The sequence below is a fragment of the Chitinophaga arvensicola genome (assembly GCF_900110835.1).
Lineage (GTDB): Bacteria > Bacteroidota > Bacteroidia > Chitinophagales > Chitinophagaceae > Chitinophaga > Chitinophaga arvensicola.
In genome coordinates this window covers 399,650-421,024 of record NZ_FOJG01000002.1, presented here as the reverse complement: position 1 = coordinate 421,024, position 21,375 = coordinate 399,650, and the positions used below count along the sequence as shown (strand labels likewise).

The following is a 21,375-nucleotide window of genomic DNA, read 5'->3' as shown; positions in this document are numbered from 1 at the left end:
GTGATAGATTTAAAGTTTTAATTTTCTGTTTCTGCCTGTACCTTTTGCCACTTCTTCCAACAGGTATTTCTTATTTACTTTTTCCAGTACTACATAAATAGAATCTTTGCCGTAGGTAGTTCCAGTGAGGATAACACTGTTTTTATCCGGGCGGGAATAATGCAGCGATAATGTTTCAGCAGATAACTGCGGATGCCTGTTTTGCAGTGTAAGGAGATGCTGCGTTGTATCGGTAGCATAGCTGTAGTAGTGACGTCCGTTGGTACCTTCTATTTCGTATAGTCTTTCAGCGTTATCCTTCCTTACCAGGTGCTGGTTATTTTCATCTATCAGGGAAGGCTTGTTGGTGCGGATGCTGATGGTGTTCCACTCTTCAAACACTACATTACGCCAGCGGGTTGAATCAGTTAATGAATAAGCGAGGGTATCTCCATTCAATACAAAAGTAGCCACGTTATACAAACCGCTGATCGCCGGTAAGCCTTTGGTAGTTGGATACTGATAAGGGTCATGTTTAGCACCCACGCCTGTTTTCACCCCATACACCACTACAAAGAAAACCAGGAAGGCTGTTTTCAGAATCCACCTGCCATTTCTTCTTACCCCTTCAAAAACGGGTTTAAACGTAGTGGCTGCGGTGGGCTGTTGCAGAATCAGCAAGCGTGTGATCCTTTGCAGATCGAAGCTAAGGATCACCAACGCGTAACTGATGAGCAGCAGACTATATACCTGGTCGCCCCCATCGTATGCCAGGTTGGAAATAAAAATATTACCACAGAAAATAAGGAAGATAAAAGCCCCTATGGAAGCTGTTTTACGAAACAACAGTAACAGCGCTAAAGCGATTTCCACTCCTCCCAGGAACAATTCATACGAAGGAACAATACCCAGGCTGAGTGAAAATAATTTCCAGCGGTTAAAATCGCCATAAGGCGTATTCAAACTGCTCAGCGAAGGATATGGCGCCTGCAATGCAAACAGTTTCAGGAAGCCGTACGCCAGCAAAGCCAGCGCCAGCCGGTAACGCAGGATCACGCGCAGCCAGTAAAAAGCTACCTCGTAGGTGCGTGACGGTGAGTTGCCGGTTGTTAATGCGTGGGTACGTTCCCGTTGGCGATCGGCGTACGTCCATACCGCTGCGCCGGCAATGGCAATGGCCAGCAGGATGGCCCAATCCGTATAACCGGCCGGCCCTGCGCTGAAACGGGTGGTATAGTTGGCCAGGTTAAAAATGTCTTCATAATGAAGCGGGAACGCTGCGCCGGTGAAAAGGTAACTATAGAATTTCCAGTCGAGCGGCAACGCCTGTAACAGGAAATAAATAAAGATAACCCGGAATCCAATCTTTTCATAGTCTTTCCAGGCGGGAGTTTCCCCGATTGTGACATTACTCATTGGTTAATTTGTTATAAGGTGATAAGTTAGTAACCGTCGTTTTGTTTCAGATGTCCGTTCGATAACGCTACTTCGTTGGCCGGAATTGGGAACAGATATAATTGCGAATTGGTAACATTCAATACAGCGCCGGCACGTTTGGTGCGCACAAGATCAAACCAGCGGTGTGGTTCCAGTGCAAACTCCACTCTCCTTTCGTTTTCAATGGCCAGCAGTAAACTGGGCTTGTCGATGGTTTCACTGACAGGATCCAGTCCGGCGCGGTCACGGATGATGTTCAGGTCAATGCGGCCCAGGTCTGTTTTTTCCAGCTGCGCGCGCGCTTCTGCGCGGATCAGGTAGAGTTCTGCAATGCGGATTACGTAAGCAGGATCGGTAGCAGGACTTCTGTAATACAGGTTGCCATACCATAACCCGGCAGATGTTTTGGCGACCAGCGCACTGCGGTTGCCGCCAATCTTAGGATCGTTGATCAGGGTGATGAGGGCATCGGAAGGCGCCCACTGACGTGTACCACCGTTGGCAGGTGGCTGCCAGGAGTTACGGTGACCACTCAGGTAGGTAGCACTGTACGACAATTCAAACACAGATTCTTTGGTAGCCACCGCGCTGGCAGGGAAAAAGAAGGCGCTGTATGGTTTCTGTAATACATAGTTTTTGTTGTCACTGATCACTTTGGTGGCGTAAGCTTCTGCTTCTGCCCAGTTCGACTGGTACAGGTAAAAGCGTGCTTTCAGCGCCCAGGCGGTTTGCTTATTCACCCTTACCGGGTTGGAAACACCTGTTTGTGACGGCAGTTGCAGCAGTGAATCAGCGGCATTGAGATCGCTCAATACCTGCCTGTATACTTCCGCCTGTGTGCTGCCATTCACCTCCAGCTTATCGGATGCATTCAGTGTAGGCGTAAGCGTTATCTGCACATTTCCCCAGGTACGGGCCAGATCAAAGTAGCTCAGTGCGCGGATAAAGTAAGCCTCTCCCACGGCCTGGTTCTTATCGGTTACCGAAAAAGTAGGATCGGTTAAACCAGGTACTTTTGCAATCACGTTGTTAGCACCGTTGATAGTAGAATAGATGCCGCTCCAGACAGATTGCAGGTTACCATTATCCGCATTTATTTTATGCGTGATAAACTGCTGGATGATCGACTGGGAGCCGGTCCACTGCACATTATCTCCCGGAAGATAACCAAAGGTCTGGAACAGGGAACCGTAGTAGTTGTCGTTGCCAAGGCGACGATACACCCCACGTAACGCCGTGTTGGCAGATGTTTTATCAATAATGGTCTGTTCATCAGATACCGAGTCACGTGGTTCCACGTCCAGGAATTTCTTGCAGGACAAAGCGGTCAGCGACAAAAAGAAAAGCGATATGTATTTCCGATATGTTTTCATATGGAAGAATTAGAAGCGTTTAAAGAGTTACGTTTAAGCCAAACTGCACACTGCGTGGTTGCGGCGGTGTACCCAGATCCAGTCCCTGTACGGTTTGTATGCCCGTAACGTTTGATTCAGGATCCAGCCCGGTGTATTTGGTAAGCAGCCAGAGGTTACTACCGATAAAGTATACACGCAGTAACTGGATATGTAATTTTTCACTGATCGTTTTAGGAATCGTGTAGCCGAAAGTGAGTGATTTCAGCCGGAGGAAGGAACCATCTTCCAGGAAACGGTTGTTCTGATCAATGGTATAGTTGAGACCGTAGGCGGTTAGACGCGGTACATTGGTGATATCGCCTGGCTTCTGCCAGCGGTTCAGCTGATCAGCAAACAGTACGCGGTTGGCGTCTCTGGTTCCACCCCCTTCTCCGAAAAAGCGATTCAGGTTGTATACGTCATTACCGTATTGGAATGATAAGAGAATACTCAGGTCAAATCCTTTATAAGAAAAAGTATTGCTCAACCCACCGTAAAACTTAGGCATTGCATTGCCCATCACTTTACGGGCAGATACCGGCAGCTTGCCATCTTTGGCGCCCTCGAAAATAGCATCACCCGTTTGCGGATCTACGCCCAGCTGATTGTACAGCCAGAAGGAGTACATGGATGAACCCTGCTGCATAATGATCCAGTCGCGGTTGTACTGATAGATCGGCGTAGGCAGCTTCTCAATTTTGTTCGTGTTGCCGGCGATATTCAGACTGGTGTTCCAGGTAAAATTACGTGTAGCGATATTCGTGGTATTGATACCGATTTCATATCCTTTGTTACTGATCTCTCCTGCATTACTGTAGATAGAGCTAAAGCCGGAAACGCCTGCCTTAGGCAGTTGTAGCAACACATCGCTGGTGTATTTGTAGTATACGTCGGCAGTGATATTGATACGGCCGTTGAACAAACCGAGGTCTACTCCACCGTTTACCTGGCTGGTTTTTTCCCAGCGCAGATCCGGGTTGGGCAGTTGCAGTGGCGCTGTTCCCGGCTGATCACCGCTGCTGTTATCCGGGTAGCCTGCACCACCTGACCACAGGCCTTTGGCGGCATAGTCGCTGATACCGGACTGGTTACCCGTGATACCATAGCTGGCACGCACTTTCAGGTCGCTGATGCTGTTCACGGATTTCAGGAAACTTTCTTCTTTCAGTCTCCACGAGGCACTTACAGACGGGAAATAACCCCATTTATAGTTGTCTCCGAATTTAGAAGAGCCATCTGCGCGGATGCTGGCTTCGAAATAATACTTACCGGCATAGTTGTAATCAATCCTGGAAAAGAAAGATGACAACGTGCTGCGGGTCCAGGTTTGCGCAGCGGTGCGGGTGGCGGCGGCTGAAATATATTTATAGGAGTTGTTCGGGAAACCAGTACCCTGTGCAGAAGTAAGCGTTTCCGTATTGCTCTGGATCGTGTTCCCTACCAGCACGCCAAAGAAATGCTTTTCTCCGGCATGTTTACGCCAGGTGAGTGTTTGTTCATTGATCCAGGAAGTATTCTGCGTGATGGCAGAAGTAGCCAGACCATTGGTAGGGCTCGCGCCCAGCTGGGTAAGGTTATTCCAGTATTCAGATTCGTTATAGTTGTTGTAGTCAATACTGAGGTTACTATGAAACTTCAGATCCGGCAGCAGTTGGGCATCCAGGTAGAGGTTACCGATGTAACGTAAACTTGTCGTATGTACGTCATAGTTATCTATGAGTACTTTCACGTTATCGAAGCCTGCCCAGCGCGCGGGTGTACCATCGGCGTTTGTTTCCGGGAGATAGGTAGGCGTATGTAAAGCCGCCTGCAGCAAACCTCCCTGCGGACCATCACCCGAACGGCCCTGTGAACGGAAGCTGCGGGAGAAGCTGTTACTGGAACCAACAGTCACCTTATCGTTCACACGCTGATCGATATTCAGTTTAAAGCTGGCCCTTTCAAACGAAATGGGTTTCAGGATAGATTCCTGTTTGGAATAGCCTCCACCAAAATAGTATTTCGTTTCGCGGTTACCACCGGACAGCGACAGGTTGTAGTTCTGCAACGGAGCGGTCTGGAAGATCTCCCCGAGGCGGTCATATGTTTTCTGATCCTGCGGTAATCCTCTTGGGGCCGGTGTTTTATCCGGGTTATCGGTTAAGGCACGGAAAGGCAGATAGCTGTATTTGGTGATGCCTGCCTTATCATTGAGGGCAGTGGCATCAGCGAGGGAGTTGCGGTAAAACTCATTCACCAGTTCCGCATGTTGCGGACCGGTAGTGAGGTCCCACATTTTGGGCGCCCAGGCCGCTCCTGCCGATACATCTACATTTACTTTGGCTTTGCTGTTGTAACTACCCCGACGGGTAGTTACAATCACCACGCCGTTGGCGCCCCTGGAGCCATAGATGGCCGTAGCGCTGGCATCTTTCAATACCTCTATATTTTCTATATCAGCCGGATTGATATCTGCCAGCGGGGAACTCAGGCGACCGCCGGTATTCACCGTCTGCAAACTGGAGTTGTTCATAAATACCCCATCGATGATATACAGGGGATCGTTGCCCGCATTGATGGAAGTAGTACCACGTACTCTTACAAATACGCCATCACCGGGCACACCGGTGTTGGAGTTGATTTGTACACCGGCAGCCCTTCCCTGCAGCTGTGCATCAAAACTGGCTACCGGTACGGTTACCACGTCACTGCCTTTCACAGAAGAAATGGCGCTGGTAAGGTCTCTCCTTCTCTGGGTACCATACCCCACTACCACCACATCGTTGAGCTGGGTGCTGAGTTCTTCCAGCGAAATGTTGCCGGCATTGGATTTGTCGGCGTATACTTCTTTGAGTTTGTATCCCAGGGAAGAGATCTGGTAAATAACAGGTACCTTCTGACCGGTGAGGAAGGCGAATTCCCCGTTGGCTCCGCTCTGGACTTCATGCGTGGTGCCTTTGATATGCACAATAGCACCTGCAATGGGCTGCTGTGATTTGGCATCAATAATTCGTCCGGAGAGATTAATGTTGTTCTGAACAACGTTTTTATGGGCAGGTTTGGTGGTGTCAGCGCCATGAGGTGTGCGCAACTCCTGCGACCACGCGGTAGCCGCCAGCAGCAGCCCGCAGCTGCATGCAATAGCAATTTTCATTATCTTTACTTTGGTATGAAAAAATGAGGCCGGTGACGCAGGTAACTGCGCTCACTGTAAAATGTCTCCAACAGCCTTGATTACCGGCCGGAACTGCGCCAACAGTTCCGGCCTTTTTATTTTTGATTGATGTGTCCTAACATCGGTTTGCGGTATATCCTACGCAGCAAATTCTCCTCATTAAGTGTAATGATGTATCCATGTCAGTTAAATTTTGAAAGATAAACAGGGTATGACAACAGGTGGATGAATTCCCCTAAAGTGGACCCGGAAAGCCGTCGAGGTACAATAATACAATATTTTTCCAAAAGTCTATAATTTTAGTAGACTAATTAAAAAATATTACGGCAACCTTCTGCGCATGAAGTTTGTTGACCTATGTGTGATCATTTTCACACAAAAAAGGAATACCATGACCAACACCACCTCCCTTGCCCTCCAACCTGCTGCGTTGGATGAGCTGTGTATCAATACGATCCGTTTTCTTTCGGTAGATGCCGTGCAGAAAGCCGACAGCGGGCACCCCGGCATGCCTTTGGGCGCTGCCCCCATGGCCTATGTATTATGGACCCGTTTCCTGAAGCATAGTCCCTCAGATCCGCACTGGTTCAACCGCGACCGCTTTGTGTTATCAGCCGGACATGGCTCTGCGCTGCTCTATAGTTTGCTGCACCTGACCGGCTATGATCTGCCGATGGAAGAACTGAAACAGTTCCGCCAATGGGGCAGTAAAACACCCGGCCATCCGGAACGCGGACTGGTACCGGGTGTAGAAGTGACTACAGGTCCGCTCGGACAGGGATTTGCCAACGGCGTAGGTATCGCCATGGCCGAAGCTTATCTTGGTGCACGGTACAACCGGCCCGGAGATACCGTGGTAGATCATTATACCTACGCCATTGTGAGTGATGGCGACCTGATGGAAGGCGTTGCTGCAGAAGCCGCCTCTCTCGCCGGACACCTCCGGTTGGGCAAACTGATCTATTTATACGATGATAACCGCATTACACTGGCATCTGCTACGCCGGTTACCTTTACGGAAGATCACGCCAAAAGATTTGAATCCTACGGATGGCATACGCAACAGGTAGCCGATGGCAACGACCTCGAAGCCATTGACCAGGCTATCCGTGCCGCTCAGGCGGAAACAGACCGTCCTTCCCTGATCCTGGTGCGCACGCATATCGGTTTCGGCTCTCCCAAACAGGATACCTGCGGCGCACATGGTTCTCCCCTCGGCGAAGCAGACGTAAAGCTGACCAAAGAAAAACTGGGCTGGCCGGTTACACCGGATTTCCTGGTACCGGAAGAAGCCCTGGCACACTTTCGTAGGGCCGTAGACGTAGGTAGGCAATCATCTTCCAAATGGGAAGAACAGATGTTGATCTATGAACAAAAATATGCGGAGCTTTCCAGGGAATTACGCTCCCTGATTAACAATCACCTGCCGGAAGGCTGGGATAAGGATATCGTGCAGTTCCCGCCAGATGCGAAAGGACTGGCTACCCGCGCAGCTTCCGGGAAAGTGATCCAGGCGTTTTTCAAAAACCTCCCGGGATTTATAGGCGGCTCTGCCGATCTGAATACTTCCACCAACACCGAATTAAAAGATGCAGGCAATTTTGAAAGTCCGCTGATGAAGCAGGGCGATCTGCAAGGCGCCGCCGGCGGTGTATGGGGATTTGAAGGAAGGAATATCCAGTACGGGGTGCGCGAACATGCCATGGGCGCCATTTCCAACGGACTGGCAGCGCATGGAGGTATCATCCCCTATTCCGCTACTTTCCTCACATTCTCTGATTATATGCGGCCCTCTATCCGCCTTGCCGCATTGTCGGAGTTGAAAGTGATTTATGTATTTACACACGACAGCATTGCAATGGGAGAAGATGGGCCTACGCACCAGCCCGTGGAATTACTGGCGGCCCTGCGGGCCATTCCTGAACTGGTTGTACTCCGTCCGGCAGATGCCAACGAAACCATCACCGCCTGGCAACTCGCCATACAGCTGCCACACAGACCAGTGGCCCTGATCCTTTCCAGGCAGAATGTGCCCACACTCGACCGCACTAAGTATGCCGCCGCCATTGGCGCCCGTTATGGTGGCTATGTGCTGGCAGATACATCCGATGCCAAACCGGAACTGATCCTGATTGCCACCGGCTCTGAAGTAGGCTTGATTGTGGCTGCGCAGGAGAAACTGCAATCATTCAATATCGCGGTGCGCACCGTGTCTATGCCGAGCTGGGAATTGTTTGAGGAACAATCACAGGCCTATCGCGACCAGGTGCTTCCACCCGAAGTATCCGCGCGCATTGTAGTAGAAGCGGGCATTTCGCAGGGATGGCACCGTTATGCAGGTGATAAAGGCGTCATTATTTCTATCGACCGTTTCGGCGCATCTGCACCAGGTCCTGTATTGTTACGTGAATTCGGTTTTACCGTAGAAAATATCTGTGAACACGCAATGGCGCTGCTAAAAAAATAATTACAACAAATGAAAAAACTGGTGGTATTCGACCTGGATGGTACCCTGGCAGAAAGTAAATCTGCTATTGATGAAGAAATGAGCAACCTGTTATATTCCCTGCTGACCGTGGCCAGGGTCGCCATCATTTCCGGCGGCGCCTGGCCACAGTTTCAGCAACAGGTATTGGGCAAGCTTCCAGGCGTAAAAGGCCTGGAACGGTTATCAATTCTGCCCACCTGTGGCACACAGTTTTATGAATATAATGGCGGACAATGGCGTAAATTATATGCAGAAGATTTTACGCCGGCGGAAAAAAAGAAAATCACTGATGCCCTGGAAACGGTAGTCACGCAACTAGGCTACAAAGCGCCACAGCTGTGGGGCGCGCCGATAGAAGACCGTGGTAGCCAGATCACTTTTTCCGCTTTGGGCCAGGAAGCGCCATTGGAAGAAAAGAAAAAATGGGATCCTGATTTTGCGAAGCGGCAAAAAATGAAAGCATTGCTGAATGACATGATTCCCGAGTTTTCTGTAAGCCTTGGCGGCACCACTTCTGTTGACATTACCAAACCAGGCATTGATAAGGCATATGGTATCCGTAAGCTGCGCGATATTTTAATTATTCCTATTGCAGAGATGTTATTTGCGGGAGATGCCATCTTCCCCGGGGGCAATGATTATCCGGCCTTACAAGCCGGGGCAGATTGTATCAGGGTGCGTGATCCGCAGGAAACGAAATGTGTGATTGAAACGATTGTGAACTGTTACAAAGTCTGAATTATTTGCTGGGATTGGCCAGCAGTTCATTGAGCAATTCCGTAAGACTAACGGTTCCGGTAGCAATCACTTCATCACCGGCGCCATAATAAATATAGAGGGTATCACCGAATACGACTGCACCCGTAGGAAAACATACGTTGTCTACATCTCCCCTTATTTCCCAATCCCGCTCTGGTACCAGGATCGGGTAAGGAAGACGCGCAATTTCTTTCCGGGGATCTTCCAGGTCGAGCAACGCCGCACAGCCTACATACACATAACCGTTGTCGGTTTCATGCACCCCATGATAGATGAAAAGCCAGCCCTGTGGCGTTTCTATGGGAGGACATCCTCCTCCGAGATAACTGATTTCATGCGGAAACTTTGACGTCATGATGATCTGATCCGGAAGATGCAGGTAATAATTTTTCCAGAAGTCAGGTGTGAGATCCGTCAGCTCATTAACGGCAACCAGTTGGATATCGGGCTTGATACGGTGCAGGAAATAGAGTTGTCCGTTTATTCTTCTCGGGAAAAAAAGTACATCCTTATCCCACAAACGTGGATTAAAATCATTGTAGAGCGGGTATCGCTTATCGAGGCTTCCATTTGTTTGCGCCAGTTGTAGAAACTCCGCGTAATCCATCTGCGCCACTATTAATCCATGTTTTTCAAAATGAATACCGTCCTGGGAAGTAGCCAGTGCAGCGCAGGCGCTTACGCCATCGAATGCAGTATAGGTAAGATAATACACGCCATCGATCTGCACTACGCGCGGGTCTTCCAGTCCTTTTGACTCGTAGTCGTGTTCCGGAAACAGGATGGGTTTATCGAAGCGTTCGGCCACGGTAAGCGGATCACTAAGCCGGCAAAATCCGATACTGGAATGATTGCCATGTTGAACGGCCCTGTAATAAAAAAGCACCTGTTTGCCATTCCTGATTGTAGCAGGGTTCAACACCCCTTCGTTCTCAAATGCCAGATCTGTCTGTTTCAGCAGAACGCCTTCTTTCTTAATCCGTATCATAGTTGCCGGTTTCCGATTGGGTAAAACATATCTCAGGGTGTTAGCAGCGAAACTTTATATTTCGGATATTCTACCAACAGTTTGTAAAAGATAGTATTTTTTACTGATCCGGACACCACCACCTCGTAAACACCCGGCTTTGCGGTGTTACTCCAGGCGAAGCGAAGGCTGTCATTACTACTTTTCAATTCCTGCTCTTTCTGCCAGATGTACAATTGCTGGTTTACAAGCAGCTGGGCTCTTTCAGGAGTGGCATACAACATATCCACTTCTTCTTCGTAGCGGCTGCGCCAGTTACTGCCATACCTCGCCATCATTTTCTTATCGGCCGCGTCGTTTACTTTACATACGCTATCGATCAACGACTGGTTTACCAGGCAGTCGCCAATGGTATAAAAAGTAAAGCCCCATTTCCTGGCAACGGCCTGTTCAATGGGGGTGCGGTCGAAATCAGGGAGACTATAGGTGAGAAAAGAGATGGCGATGAGATTGTCTTTCTGTATGGGCTGTGCTGCACATGCGCAGGAGATCCATAGGAATAAGGGAAGGATAAAAAATGTTTTCATCATTGATCGTTTAGTTGACAGCTGCCAGTAATTCGTCTACCTCCGGGCCGTACATAACCGTGAAGCGATATTTCCTAGCATGAAGTAAAGCCTCTTTTGCTTCTGGTATTTTATGCGCTTTCAGGTAGAGCAATGCCAGGTTCCGGTAGGCGTAGGCATTACCTTTATGCAGTTGAAGAGAGTACAGTATACATTCCAGCGCTTTCGCCGTATTTCCGGTTTGCAGTAAGGCGTATCCCTTGTTATTGTAAGGGAAAGGAGCCTCAGGATCTATTGCAATGGCCTGGTCAAAATACCCGATGGCTTCCGCATAAGCGCCTGTTTCCAGGCAAGAGAAACCAATATTATTTAGCAATGGCACGTCGCCCGGTCGTGTTGTGAGCAACTGTTTGAGAACGGAGATCCCCCGCTCATGATGTCCGGTATGCATAAGGCAACTGGCCAGGTCCTGTTGATAGACAGATTCTCCGGGGACCAGCCCGGCTGCCTTCTCGAAATATGGCAGCGCCGCCTCGTAATTCAGCGCTATGATCCAGGTGGCTCCCAACAGTGATATTGCTTCGGTGTGGTCGGGTTGTTCATCGAGTATATACTGACAGTATTCCCGGACAAATGGATAGTGATTCACCCTGAAAAAATAGGTGGCGAGCCGCCAATAGGTGGAGATTTCCTTCTTTGGGAGAGGCGAACGGTAAAACCAGTTCAGTAATTTACTCCGGAAAGGCTTCCCCTGCGGCATCATGGCTACACTGGACAGTTCCAACACCACACCTGACTTCCAGGTTTCCTCAAGGTAGGCATGGTAGTCTTCAAAAATGAAGCCCACGCTTTGCAGCTTGTCCCGGCAAATACCCGCCACAGATAACAGTGCCAGGAGTAAATGCTCCGGTAAGAGATGGGTGTGTTTTAGTTTTGTTTGCAGTACAGTGGCACTGTTGACCATTTCTTCTGCATCCACTGTCAGCGGCACATTTCCGTCGCGCATCACAGCACCTGGTATTTGCTCCCATTGGTCCTTCATCACGCGTCTGATCAGTTCCTGCCGGTCGCTTCCGGAAAGTGGTAACGACAGGGAGGTAAGTTCCAGTATGGAAAGCAACAGCATCCTGCTATCGATATAATATAATTCGTTTCCGAGGCTGAAATCCCGGGCAGTCTGCATTATCTCCGAAAAAGCAGGATCGAGGTCAGGGAGCATAATAATTACTTTAGCTGGCTTATATATTATAAATATAAGACATGCAAATTAAAAAATACAATCTTTGCAGTGGATTATTTTCCTGGAATGGCCGCTGGTACGGGGATACCATTAAGTCAAATTATCGAGGCGCTCTCGTAACGGGCATAAAAAAAGGACGAACCGATGTAACTCGTGTTCGTCCTTTAGTTGGTGACCTCATCTGGATTCAAACCAGAAACCTTTTGATTCGTAGTCAAATGCTCTATTCAGTTGAGCTATGAAGCCGTTTTTCCGTTTCCGGATTGCAAATGTAGAACAATTTTTTATTCTAACAAATTATTTTTCAATTTTTTATATCTGACAGCTTTTCTTCAGATTTTTTGTTTTGATAGAAAATGCTGCATAAGTTGCAGCATTTTCTATTTTTTGTGACCTCATCTGGATTCAAACCAGAAACCTTTTGATTCGTAGTCAAATGCTCTATTCAGTTGAGCTATGAAGCCGTTTCCCCGTTTGGGATTGCAAATGTAGGAATAGTTTTAAATTAAACAAAAAAAAGTTGAAATATTTTTTGAGGGATACTATCGCCAACGGGTATACGTTATTTTAAACATCTGCTCAAATGCTTTCTCAACAAAGGTTTACACGTTTTCTTTACCGGAATAACCTATATGGTTAAACGCCGGTTACAGATGCGTTTTAGTTGCTTCACCGCAGCATAAGGCAGGCGCTCCGCTTACCAGGCTTACTCTTTTTCGTAGTGAAGAAATTTATTTTGTTTAAATAAAAAGTTGCTTCATATTTGCACACCCAAAAGGGAAGATGGCTCCGTAGCTCAATTGAATAGAGCATCTGACTACGGATCAGAAGGTTTCAGGTTTGAATCCTGACGGGGTCACCAGGAAGCAGGTTGGTTATAAAAACCACCTGCTTTTTTTATGCGCTCAAAGACTAACGTAATAGCATATACGTTTTTTTACTGCCGGAAGATGTGAGACGTAAACACCTCTCCTCTTTACCACAAATAAAAATATCCGGCAAACGACGGACCAGCGACCGTTTACCGGATATAAAAAGTGACCTGTATTTCAAGTCTGAACTACTTACTTAAACACCCCAATTTGGAAAAGCAAAAAAACTACCGCCAGTAATATAGGGCCTAAAAAGGCCATCCAGGAAACAGTTGGATGTGGCAGTGCTTTCAGCAAAGGCAATACTTCACTACTTACTTCATACAACTTATCATCTGATTTACGCACACACCACATTTTGCCCAGAGGGAAAAAGGGAATCCAATAAAGGTGTGCATATTCCTGTCGTAGTTCAAAACGGACAAAGTCCGGTACATCACTGAAAATACCGATGTCCGTCAACTGAAAGGATTTCATCAGCAGACTTCTCCGGCCATAAAAAAATATCATAGTATAGGTATAAGGGTTACACGCCGCAGCGCAATATTTACAATATATAAATTTTATATCTATATAAATAACAATCTATATCAAGACAAGCAAAACACGTTTTTCCGCCAGATTTCCTGAGAGCCCAGCCCTAGTTAAGCCCTATCTAAAATATAGTTTAGCGCCAGATAACCCATCACTATAAAATAGCTGTTATCTATAGATTATTACAGTCTTCACAATCAGTGCACTTCCTGATACCCCAAAAAGATATACGCATAAAAACAGCTGGTGTCTTGCGGTATATGTTATCAGTATGCTTTTTACAGGGCATAAAAAAAACTGCGGCCCTGGCGGATCACAGCGTTAGCAGTTGGCAGCCTACCTGGCCGGAGCTGCCGAAGAAAATATCGTTTATGGCAAGTAGCAGACATAAAAAAAGCGCAATGTAAATTGCGCCTTTGTGACCCCGTCAGGATTCAAACCTGAAACCTTCTGATCCGTAGTCAGATGCTCTATTCAATTGAGCTACGGAGCCATATATTTGATTGGATGGCAAAGGTATGTGATTTTTTGAAAATACCAAATACCTGGCAAAAAAACTCCCGCAATCTTCTGATTTACACTTACTTTTACAGCAATTGTTTAATTATTATAAGAAGTGAAAATTCAACTCTGGAGCATAGGAAAAGAACATGATCCCTACATCAGGGATGGGATGGCTGTTTTTCAGAAACGATTGCAGCATTACGTGGATTTTGAGGTAAAACTGATCCCTACCGTAAAACAGGCTGCCAGTTTATCTGTTCCCGAACTGAAAAAACAGGAAGCAAAAATTATCCTGGACATGTTGCAGCCAACCGATTTTCTGCTGGCGCTGGACGAAAAAGGAAAGATGATGACCACCGTGCAGTTTGCCGATTTCCTGCAACAACGTAACAATGCCGGCACCCGGCAGCTGATCATCCTGATTGGCGGTGCGTTCGGGATCGACGAGGCCGTGTTGCAAAGAGCGCAGCTGAAAATGTCGTTATCGCCACTTACCTTCCCGCATCAGTTGGTACGACTTATTTTTGCAGAACAGCTTTATCGTGCCTATACCGTATTAAACAGGGAAAAGTATCACCATCAATAAGTACATTTACTATCTAAATAAACCGGTTATATGACGCTTTCAATAAGTTTGGTTATTATTATCATTACCTGCCTGGTATCCTATACTGCTCTCCAGAACTATGACCAACTGGATAAAATGAGTTTACAGCCTTATATGGTAAAGCACTACAAACAATACTACCGCTTTATCACATCCGGATTTGTACATGCCGATTTCCAGCACCTGCTTTTTAATATGATCACTTTGTATTTCTTTGGCAGAAGTATCGAGGCGGTGTTTATGCAATTGTTTCAGAGCAAGCTGATATTTATTTTATACTACCTGCTGGGGATTATTGTCGCCAATATTCCTTCTTATATCAAACACCGGAATAATTCCAATTACTCTTCCCTGGGGGCTTCAGGAGCCATCTCCGCGATTGTATTTACCGCGATCATTGTAAGTCCTTGGAGTACTATTTATGTATTCTTCTTCCCGATTCCTGCGGTATTATATGGCGTGTTGTTCCTCGGTATTTCTGCTTATATGTCCCGTAAAGGCGGTGGCAATGTGAATCATGACGCGCATATGTGGGGCGCTTTATTTGGGATTGTATTTCCGCTGCTGGTACGTCCGGAGCTGGGTACCGCCTTTATGTATATGCTGACCCATCGTTCCCAGTTTGTATAGCATCATTATCGGAATAAAGCAACTAAAGCATGCAGCTGGTAAGCTGCATGCTTTTATTATTTTGAGAAAGTAATACTGAGTATGGTCTTTGTTTTTGGCGTAATTTTCACGCGGTCGTCCACCCGCATTCCCACCAGCCACACAATACGTTTGTTGGATTCAAGTACCCATACATTTTCTTTTTGCGGCATCGATAATTTCTGATCGATCAGGAAGCGGCTTACTTTTTTCTTCTTAGGCATCCCCAGTGGATAGAAGTAATCGCCCTGTTTCCATTTTCTCAGGATCAGCGGAAAACTTACCTGGGCGGCATCAAGCCAGGCTATTTCAGCTGCAGTGGGAATAGCGAGCTGTCCCCTCTCCTGTTCCCGGATCTGTAACTGTCCGCCGCCAAAATGAATATGTGCCTGCCCCGGTTCAATCACCACGAGTGGCGACGCCTCACTGGTTAGCGGTGTTACCAGCAACCACTGGCGGTTACGGACAATACGATGGGTGGCAGTATCCACATACCTGCCGGATTCGCTCTCCAGCAAACCCAATACCTGCGGGGTCTGGGCAGAAGTGCAACCGAAAGGACGAAACAGTTCCCACGCAATGGTTTGCAGCGGAATCGTTTTCTGTAACTTCAACACGGGTACCTTCCAGGTATCCCCTTCCTGAAACAAAAGACGTTTACGATGCCTTTCCATCGCTTCCTGGTAGAGGATTTCCGCCTCTTTCATGCGCTCAATCGTAGCAGCCATATTTTTTACTGCACCGGGAAATGCTTCCTGTAAACGGGGTATCACCTGGTGCCGGAAATAGTTACGTGTATACTTATCCGTTATATTGGAACTATCTTCTGCAAAGGGAATATTATTCATGGCGGCATAAGCCACCAGGCGATCCTTTTCGGTAAATAACAAAGGGCGGATCAGTTGTTCCTGTTTGGGGAGGATCCCGTGCAAACCGGCGATACCGGTGCCTTTGGTGAAGTTCATCAATGCGGTTTCCACACTGTCCTGCATATGATGTGCGGTAGCAATGTACGCGTATCCGCCGGTGGTGCGCACTTCTTCCAGCCATTGGTAGCGCAGTTCCCTGGCCGCCACCTGTATGCTGACGCGGTGCTCGGCGACATAAGCGTTGGTATCAAATTTTACGACATGGAGCGGCAGCTCCAGTGTGGCGGCCATTTGTCGTACCAATGCTTCATCGCGCTCCGACTCTTCTCCCCGCAGTTGAAAATTACAATGCGCAATTCCGGCGCGGTAACCCGCCTGTTTAAACAGCCAGGCCATCACGATAGAATCTACCCCGCCACTAACGGCCAGCAGCACTTTTTGTGCAGGGTCAAATAATTGCCGGCGGGAAATATCAGCAGTAAAATCAGTTACTAAATGTTGAGGCATCCGTTGTTGGTTGGATTAATAATATCAGTACACCAGGTCTTCGTAGGCCGACTGTAATTCGTTGTATGCGTGTCTTTCGTTCCCTGCTTTGGCCATCTCCATCCCCTTTTCATAGGTGCTGATAGCGGCGGCATTATCGCCTGCACGTTCCAGTAACTTGCCCAGGTGATAATAGGAACCGACATAACCGGGCTCGTGGGCCAGGAGTTCTTCAAACAGTTGCCGGGCAGCAGCGTCGTCATTCAGCTTTATGTATTCCAGTGCCAGCGCATGTTTCAGGAAGCTGTCGTTAGGGGTTGCTACCAGGAACTGCTTTATTTGTTCGATTCTGTCCATTCCTTTTGTTATTATTTAATTGTTCAATATGTTGGAAATTGCGACTGATTAAAATCATCTTCACCACCTGCGGTTGGCTTACATTATTTAAATATATTTGCTATTACCGCATTTTTAAATAAAACAGTTTAAGGCCATGAAGATTTTAGTATGTATCAGCAAAACTCCGGACACGACTGCAAAAATAGCTTTCACGGACAATAACACGAAATTCAATGAGGCTGGGGTACAGTTTATTATTAACCCATACGACGAATGGTATGCATTAGTAAGGGCGCTGGAGCTGAAAGAAACCATAGGTGCTGATCTGCATCTGATCACGGTTGGCGGAGCAGATTGCGATCCGATTATCCGTAAAGCGCTGGCGCTGGGCGGAGATGAGGCATTCCGTGTAAATGCGGATAGTGCAGACAGTTATTACATTGCATCGCAGATAGCTGCACATGCGAAGGATAAACAATACGATATTATATTCACCGGTAAGGAAACCATTGATTACAATGGCTCCGGAATAGGCGGCATGGTGGCGGAACTGCTGGAACTGCCCTATGTATCTATCGCTGCCAAATTCGACCTGAATGGTACGGTGGCTACTGTTAACCGGGAAATAGAAGGTGGTGAAGAAGTTTGCGAAGTATCGCTGCCGGTGGTTGTTTCCTGCCAGAAGGGAATGGCAGAAGCCCGGATCCCCAACATGCGCGGTATTATGGCCGCCAGAACCAAGCCCCTGACAGTAGTAGAACCTGTTGCCGCAGATGCACTTACTGCAGTAGTCAGTTTTGAACTGCCACCTGCGAAAGCCGGTGTTAAACTCATCAGCCCCGACAATGTAGAAGAGCTGGTGAAGTTACTGCATGAAGAAGCAAAGGTGATCTAAGGGTAAACTATCTTTCAACTACTAATTAAATTATTCATGTCTATATTAATATTTGCCGATCAGGCACAGGGTAAAATCAAGAAAGCGGCACTGGAAGCAATACAATACGGCGCCAAAGTAGCGGAACAACTGGGTACCACTGCCACTGCGCTGGTACTGGGTCCGGTAGATGCGGCCGAACTGACTGCGCTTGGTAATTATGGTGCACAGAAGGTATTGCATGCGGCGGATGCCCGCTTACATGAAGTAGAAAGTATCGTATATACGAAAGCGATAGCGGAAGCAGCAGAAAAAGAAGGCAGTAAAGTGATCATTTTCCCGCACAATTTTGACGGTAAAGCGATTGCACCACGAGTATCTGCCCGTCTGAAAGCCGGTCTGGTAGCGGGTGCTATCTCCTACCCCGATACCAGTAATGGTTTTGTGGTAAAGAAAAATGTATTCTCCGGTAAGGCGTTTGCCAATATCAATATCACTTCTGAAAAGAAAGTAATCGCTATCATCCCCAATACGTTCCCGGTTGCTCCAGGCACCGCTACGGCTACTGTAGAGGCCTTCTCTCCGGCTATCAGCGATGCGGATTTCAAGGTAAAAGTGGTGCGTACGGAAACGGTAAGCGGCGATATTCCACTGACAGAAGCAGAGATCATTGTGAGTGGTGGCCGTGGTATGAAAGGACCTGAAAACTGGGGCATACTGGAAGACCTGGCTAAGTCGCTGGGGGCAGCTACTGCCAGTTCCCGTCCGGTAGCAGATGCCGGCTGGCGTCCGCATCATGAACATGTGGGTCAGACTGGTTTAACCGTGCGGCCAAATCTTTATATTGCAGTAGGCATTTCAGGGGCCATACAGCACCTCGCCGGTGTAAATGGTAGTAAGGTGATCGTAGTGATCAACAAGGACCCGGAAGCGCCTTTCTTTAAAGCGGCAGACTATGGCATCGTAGGCGATGCGTTTGAAGTAGTGCCTAAGCTGACAGAAGCGGTTAAAAAACTGAAAAGTTAGAAATGCAGGATTACAATACAAGAATTACGGATGATTGTTTCAAATTTTAAGATCGTGTTGATCCATCATCCGTGATTCTTGCATTGTAATTCTTATATCATACATTTATCATTATAGATTTTTTTTAGATAAGGAATATTTTTCTAACTTCACGGTCTTACAAACTATTCAGCGACAACGCAAGACAGATATGAGAAAAATAGAACTGGAAATAGTTGCTTTATCGCACAGCATTACGCAGACTCATTCATATGCCGTGGTACTGGGAGAAGTAAACGGATTACGCCGTTTGCCTATTGTGATTGGTGGCTTTGAAGCGCAGGCGATTGCAGTAGCTCTGGAAAAAATGCAACCCAGCCGGCCTTTAACACACGACCTGATGAAAAACTTCATGAACGCCTTCAATGTTGAATTGCAGGAGGTGGTCATCAGTAATCTGCAGGAAGGTATTTTTTACTCCAAGCTTATCTGTTCTAACAACGACGAAACAATAGAGATTGACTCCAGAACCTCAGATGCGCTTGCGCTTGCCGTTCGTTTTGGGTGTCCTATCTACACTTTTGAAAATATCCTCAACAGTGCAGGCATTTTATTGGATGATCCTGCCGGCAAAAAAGCCAATAAACCGGTGACCCCAACAATTTCTGAACATGAGAAAGGTGTGGAAGACGACCTGAAAGCAATGAATGTAGAGGAGTTAACCACTCTTTTGCAGGAAGTGCTGGAACAGGAAGACTATATCCGGGCCATCGCGATCCGCGATGAAATCAACAGCCGCAAAAGCAAGTAATTTCTATTTCATATTATCCTTCCAACAGCCGGCAGTGTAAAGACTTCAGCTGTTGGTTTGCTATGCAATGAACAATACATGATTGTATTTCCCAACTGTAAAATAAACCTGGGCTTACATATTACGCGTAAGCGTCCGGATGGCTTTCATGACCTGGAAACCGTATTCTATCCCCTGCCGGTTACAGATGCGCTGGAGGTACTCTCCGACTCCACTGCCCTTCAATTTGAAAGTAGTGGTATTGCGGTGCCGGGTAACACGGCCGATAACCTTTGTGTAAAAGCATTTCATTTATTGCAGCAGGATTTTCCGGCTTTACCGCTGGTGAATATCCACCTGCTGAAAAACATTCCGATTGGTGCTGGTTTGGGCGGAGGTTCTTCCGATGCGGCGTTTATGTTGCAACTGCTCAACCAGAAGTTTCAGCTGGGCATCGGGGAAGCAGCGCTGGTAGACTATGCCGCCAGACTGGGCAGTGATTGTCCTTTTTTCATCGTGAACAAGCCTTGCTATGCTACGGGGCGGGGTGAAATCATGGAAACAGTGGCGCTGGACCTTTCGGGGTATTCTTTTCTGCTGGTACACCCGGGTATTCATGTAAATACAGGTTGGGCTTTTCAGCAACTTACACCCAAAGCTGCCACTTATTCGTTACGGGAACTGATAGGTCAGCCGGTGGAAACATGGAAAGGGATTATGACGAATGATTTTGAAGCACCGGTATTTCAGGCACATCCGGTACTGGCAGAGATAAAAGAAGAAATGTATAAGGGAGGTGCGGTTTATGCTACGATGAGTGGTAGTGGCTCCGCAGTGTTGGGCATCTTTCCTAAAAACAAAATAGCTGACATCTTGTGGGATGCCAGCTATCGGGTATTTACTATCAGGTAAGTCTTACTTTACAGAAGCTACCAGTGCTTTAAATGTTTCTGGTTCATTCATAGCCAGATCAGCCAGAACTTTTCTGTTCAGGTCGATATTTTTACCGGCTAATTTGTTCATAAACACAGAATAGGTCAACCCTTCTGCTCTAACAGCAGCGTTGATACGGGCGATCCACAGCTGGCGGTAGTTTCTTTTCTTTAATTTACGACCAACATAGCTATAAGTGAGTCCTTTTTCCAGAACGTTCTTCGCTACTGTGTAAACATTTTTTCTTTTACCGTAGAAGCCTTTGGCTTGCTTTAAGATCCTTTTTCTCCGGGCTCTTGAAGCTACGGCATTAACTGAACGAGGCATTTGCTTTGTTTTTTCTCAGGTTATAAAATTCGATTCTTTTGACAGATACTAGCGCATTCCGAGCATTCTCTTAACGAGGTTAAGATTTGCTTCATGAACCAGTGTACTACCTCTTAAGCTACGTTTTCTTTTCGTAGATTTCTTGGTCAGTAAGTGGCTTTTGAAGGCCATGAACCGCTTAATCTGTCCGTTCCCACCAACCTTGAACGTTTTCTTGGCACGGGAATGTGTCTTTACTTTGGGCATCTTACATCAAATTTGGTCTGCAAAGGTAGGAAAATAATTGAATAAAGCACAGTCTCCCGTAAATAAATCCGCTCCTCCCCCAAATGTGGATAACTTTTCTGGTATTTTTTTACCCCCTTTAAGCAATTGACAATCAATTTTCCGTCAACCTATTTTCCCAACTTATCGGGCGGCCTATCATATTACAATTAATAACACTTTTTTTATTTCACTATATTATATCTAATTTTAATTTTATTTTAATTGCATATTTTAGCCATACCATGTATAAACACCTGACGCCTATGAAACCATTTTACACTATGACCACCCTCTGCCGGAAAAATTTGCCCGGCAAGAATAACCGACGTAACGAGT

19 protein-coding genes and 4 tRNA genes are annotated in these 21,375 nt (G+C 47.0%); 9 read left to right on the top strand and 14 right to left on the bottom strand.

The window, feature by feature from the left end; genetic code table 11:
- Positions 1-9: 9 nt before the first annotated feature.
- The 3 genes from BMW79_RS18920 to BMW79_RS18910 are packed head-to-tail and all read right to left on the bottom strand — an operon-like array spanning position 10 to position 5,943.
- A complete protein-coding gene (locus BMW79_RS18920) occupies positions 10-1,395 on the bottom strand; it encodes a hypothetical protein (protein WP_089897213.1) in 1,386 nt (461 codons plus the stop codon).
- A gap of 26 nt (positions 1,396-1,421) precedes the next feature.
- A complete protein-coding gene (locus BMW79_RS18915) occupies positions 1,422-2,789 on the bottom strand; it encodes a RagB/SusD family nutrient uptake outer membrane protein (protein ID WP_089897212.1) in 1,368 nt (455 codons plus the stop codon).
- A gap of 19 nt (positions 2,790-2,808) precedes the next feature.
- Positions 2,809-5,943 (bottom strand): SusC/RagA family TonB-linked outer membrane protein, encoded by a 3,135-nt coding sequence (locus BMW79_RS18910; protein ID WP_089897211.1) that lies wholly within the window; start codon positions 5,941-5,943, stop codon positions 2,809-2,811.
- A 361-nt stretch (positions 5,944-6,304) separates the two neighbouring features.
- On the opposite strand from BMW79_RS18910, the gene tkt reads away from it, so the two are divergent.
- Both tkt and BMW79_RS18900 read left to right on the top strand, forming a co-directional pair.
- The gene (gene tkt / locus BMW79_RS18905) at positions 6,305-8,431 is read left to right on the top strand and encodes a transketolase (RefSeq protein WP_245752594.1); all 2,127 of its coding nucleotides are present in this window, start codon (positions 6,305-6,307) and stop codon (positions 8,429-8,431) included.
- A 9-nt stretch (positions 8,432-8,440) separates the two neighbouring features.
- Complete coding sequence (locus tag BMW79_RS18900; RefSeq protein ID WP_089897210.1) at positions 8,441-9,190, top strand: HAD-IIB family hydrolase; 750 nt, start codon at positions 8,441-8,443, stop codon at positions 9,188-9,190.
- A 1-nt stretch (position 9,191) separates the two neighbouring features.
- Here the strand turns inward: BMW79_RS18900 and BMW79_RS18895 are convergent, their stop codons facing one another.
- The 5 genes from BMW79_RS18895 to BMW79_RS18875 all read right to left on the bottom strand — a co-directional run bounded on the left by BMW79_RS18895 (position 9,192) and on the right by BMW79_RS18875 (position 12,448).
- Positions 9,192-10,199, bottom strand: coding sequence for a glycoside hydrolase family 130 protein (locus tag BMW79_RS18895; protein ID WP_089897209.1), 1,008 nt, complete (start codon positions 10,197-10,199; stop codon positions 9,192-9,194).
- A 32-nt stretch (positions 10,200-10,231) separates the two neighbouring features.
- Entirely contained in the window at positions 10,232-10,765 is a 534-nt protein-coding gene (locus BMW79_RS18890; protein ID WP_089897208.1) for a hypothetical protein, read from the bottom strand.
- Between the two features lie 10 nt (positions 10,766-10,775).
- The gene (locus BMW79_RS18885) at positions 10,776-11,963 is read right to left on the bottom strand and encodes a tetratricopeptide repeat protein (protein ID WP_089897207.1); all 1,188 of its coding nucleotides are present in this window, start codon (positions 11,961-11,963) and stop codon (positions 10,776-10,778) included.
- A 190-nt stretch (positions 11,964-12,153) separates the two neighbouring features.
- A tRNA-Arg gene (locus tag BMW79_RS18880) sits at positions 12,154-12,230 on the bottom strand.
- A 144-nt stretch (positions 12,231-12,374) separates the two neighbouring features.
- Positions 12,375-12,448: transfer RNA gene (locus BMW79_RS18875), tRNA-Arg, on the bottom strand.
- Positions 12,449-12,769: 321 nt separating this feature from the next.
- Here BMW79_RS18875 and BMW79_RS18870 point away from each other — a divergent pair.
- Positions 12,770-12,846, top strand: a tRNA-Arg gene (locus tag BMW79_RS18870).
- A gap of 202 nt (positions 12,847-13,048) precedes the next feature.
- On the opposite strand, the gene BMW79_RS18865 is transcribed toward BMW79_RS18870, so the two are convergent.
- Together BMW79_RS18865 and BMW79_RS18860 are read right to left on the bottom strand one after the other, a co-directional pair.
- A complete protein-coding gene (locus BMW79_RS18865) occupies positions 13,049-13,366 on the bottom strand; it encodes a hypothetical protein (protein ID WP_089897206.1) in 318 nt (105 codons plus the stop codon).
- 443 nt (positions 13,367-13,809) lie between these two features.
- Positions 13,810-13,883, bottom strand: a tRNA-Arg gene (locus tag BMW79_RS18860).
- 123 nt (positions 13,884-14,006) lie between these two features.
- Between BMW79_RS18860 and BMW79_RS18855 the strand changes: the two genes are divergently transcribed.
- Together BMW79_RS18855 and BMW79_RS18850 are read left to right on the top strand one after the other, a co-directional pair.
- Positions 14,007-14,480 (top strand): 23S rRNA (pseudouridine(1915)-N(3))-methyltransferase RlmH, encoded by a 474-nt coding sequence (locus tag BMW79_RS18855; protein ID WP_089897205.1) that lies wholly within the window; start codon positions 14,007-14,009, stop codon positions 14,478-14,480.
- 30 nt (positions 14,481-14,510) lie between these two features.
- Entirely contained in the window at positions 14,511-15,131 is a 621-nt protein-coding gene (locus BMW79_RS18850; protein WP_089897204.1) for a rhomboid family intramembrane serine protease, read from the top strand.
- A gap of 56 nt (positions 15,132-15,187) precedes the next feature.
- Here the strand turns inward: BMW79_RS18850 and tilS are convergent, their stop codons facing one another.
- Both tilS and BMW79_RS18840 read right to left on the bottom strand, forming a co-directional pair.
- The gene (tilS, locus tag BMW79_RS18845) at positions 15,188-16,525 is read right to left on the bottom strand and encodes a tRNA lysidine(34) synthetase TilS (RefSeq protein ID WP_089897203.1); all 1,338 of its coding nucleotides are present in this window, start codon (positions 16,523-16,525) and stop codon (positions 15,188-15,190) included.
- A gap of 24 nt (positions 16,526-16,549) precedes the next feature.
- Entirely contained in the window at positions 16,550-16,861 is a 312-nt protein-coding gene (locus tag BMW79_RS18840) for a tetratricopeptide repeat protein (protein ID WP_089897202.1), read from the bottom strand.
- A gap of 136 nt (positions 16,862-16,997) precedes the next feature.
- Here BMW79_RS18840 and BMW79_RS18835 point away from each other — a divergent pair, with 136 nt between their 5' ends.
- From BMW79_RS18835 to ispE, 4 genes are all read left to right on the top strand, one after another.
- Entirely contained in the window at positions 16,998-17,738 is a 741-nt protein-coding gene (locus BMW79_RS18835) for an electron transfer flavoprotein subunit beta/FixA family protein (protein WP_089897201.1), read from the top strand.
- A gap of 36 nt (positions 17,739-17,774) precedes the next feature.
- Complete coding sequence (locus BMW79_RS18830) at positions 17,775-18,743, top strand: electron transfer flavoprotein subunit alpha/FixB family protein (RefSeq protein WP_089897200.1); 969 nt, start codon at positions 17,775-17,777, stop codon at positions 18,741-18,743.
- Positions 18,744-18,933: 190 nt separating this feature from the next.
- On the top strand, positions 18,934-19,533 hold the full coding sequence (locus BMW79_RS18825; RefSeq protein WP_089897199.1) for a bifunctional nuclease family protein: 600 nt from the start codon (positions 18,934-18,936) through the stop codon (positions 19,531-19,533).
- A 78-nt stretch (positions 19,534-19,611) separates the two neighbouring features.
- Positions 19,612-20,424 (top strand): 4-(cytidine 5'-diphospho)-2-C-methyl-D-erythritol kinase, encoded by an 813-nt coding sequence (gene ispE / locus BMW79_RS18820; RefSeq protein WP_089897198.1) that lies wholly within the window; start codon positions 19,612-19,614, stop codon positions 20,422-20,424.
- Positions 20,425-20,427: 3 nt separating this feature from the next.
- Here the strand turns inward: ispE and rplT are convergent, their stop codons facing one another.
- Both rplT and rpmI read right to left on the bottom strand, forming a co-directional pair.
- A complete protein-coding gene (rplT, locus tag BMW79_RS18815; RefSeq protein ID WP_078673350.1) occupies positions 20,428-20,772 on the bottom strand; it encodes a 50S ribosomal protein L20 in 345 nt (114 codons plus the stop codon).
- A 48-nt stretch (positions 20,773-20,820) separates the two neighbouring features.
- The gene (gene rpmI / locus BMW79_RS18810; RefSeq protein WP_079471802.1) at positions 20,821-21,018 is read right to left on the bottom strand and encodes a 50S ribosomal protein L35; all 198 of its coding nucleotides are present in this window, start codon (positions 21,016-21,018) and stop codon (positions 20,821-20,823) included.
- Positions 21,019-21,375: the final 357 nt, after the last annotated feature.

Bases quoted from the DNA above. Each gene is read 5' to 3' on its own strand.
- BMW79_RS18895 (WP_089897209.1), bottom strand. From the start codon at position 10,199: ATGATACGGATTAAGAAAGAAGGCGTTCTGCTGAAACAGACAGATCTG.
- BMW79_RS18885 (WP_089897207.1), bottom strand. From the start codon at position 11,963: ATGCTCCCTGACCTCGATCCTGCTTTTTCGGAGATAATGCAGACTGCC.
- BMW79_RS18830 (WP_089897200.1), top strand. From the start codon at position 17,775: ATGTCTATATTAATATTTGCCGATCAGGCACAGGGTAAAATCAAGAAA.
- BMW79_RS18900 (WP_089897210.1), top strand. From the start codon at position 8,441: ATGAAAAAACTGGTGGTATTCGACCTGGATGGTACCCTGGCAGAAAGT.
- BMW79_RS18865 (WP_089897206.1), bottom strand. From the start codon at position 13,366: ATGATATTTTTTTATGGCCGGAGAAGTCTGCTGATGAAATCCTTTCAG.
- BMW79_RS18920 (WP_089897213.1), bottom strand. From the start codon at position 1,395: ATGAGTAATGTCACAATCGGGGAAACTCCCGCCTGGAAAGACTATGAA.
- rpmI (WP_079471802.1), bottom strand. From the start codon at position 21,018: ATGCCCAAAGTAAAGACACATTCCCGTGCCAAGAAAACGTTCAAGGTT.
- tilS (WP_089897203.1), bottom strand. From the start codon at position 16,525: ATGCCTCAACATTTAGTAACTGATTTTACTGCTGATATTTCCCGCCGG.
- BMW79_RS18850 (WP_089897204.1), top strand. From the start codon at position 14,511: ATGACGCTTTCAATAAGTTTGGTTATTATTATCATTACCTGCCTGGTA.
- BMW79_RS18840 (WP_089897202.1), bottom strand. From the start codon at position 16,861: ATGGACAGAATCGAACAAATAAAGCAGTTCCTGGTAGCAACCCCTAAC.
- rplT (WP_078673350.1), bottom strand. From the start codon at position 20,772: ATGCCTCGTTCAGTTAATGCCGTAGCTTCAAGAGCCCGGAGAAAAAGG.
- BMW79_RS18835 (WP_089897201.1), top strand. From the start codon at position 16,998: ATGAAGATTTTAGTATGTATCAGCAAAACTCCGGACACGACTGCAAAA.
- BMW79_RS18825 (WP_089897199.1), top strand. From the start codon at position 18,934: ATGAGAAAAATAGAACTGGAAATAGTTGCTTTATCGCACAGCATTACG.
- BMW79_RS18890 (WP_089897208.1), bottom strand. From the start codon at position 10,765: ATGAAAACATTTTTTATCCTTCCCTTATTCCTATGGATCTCCTGCGCA.
- BMW79_RS18915 (WP_089897212.1), bottom strand. From the start codon at position 2,789: ATGAAAACATATCGGAAATACATATCGCTTTTCTTTTTGTCGCTGACC.
- ispE (WP_089897198.1), top strand. From the start codon at position 19,612: ATGATTGTATTTCCCAACTGTAAAATAAACCTGGGCTTACATATTACG.
- BMW79_RS18910 (WP_089897211.1), bottom strand. From the start codon at position 5,943: ATGAAAATTGCTATTGCATGCAGCTGCGGGCTGCTGCTGGCGGCTACC.
- tkt (WP_245752594.1), top strand. From the start codon at position 6,305: ATGAAGTTTGTTGACCTATGTGTGATCATTTTCACACAAAAAAGGAAT.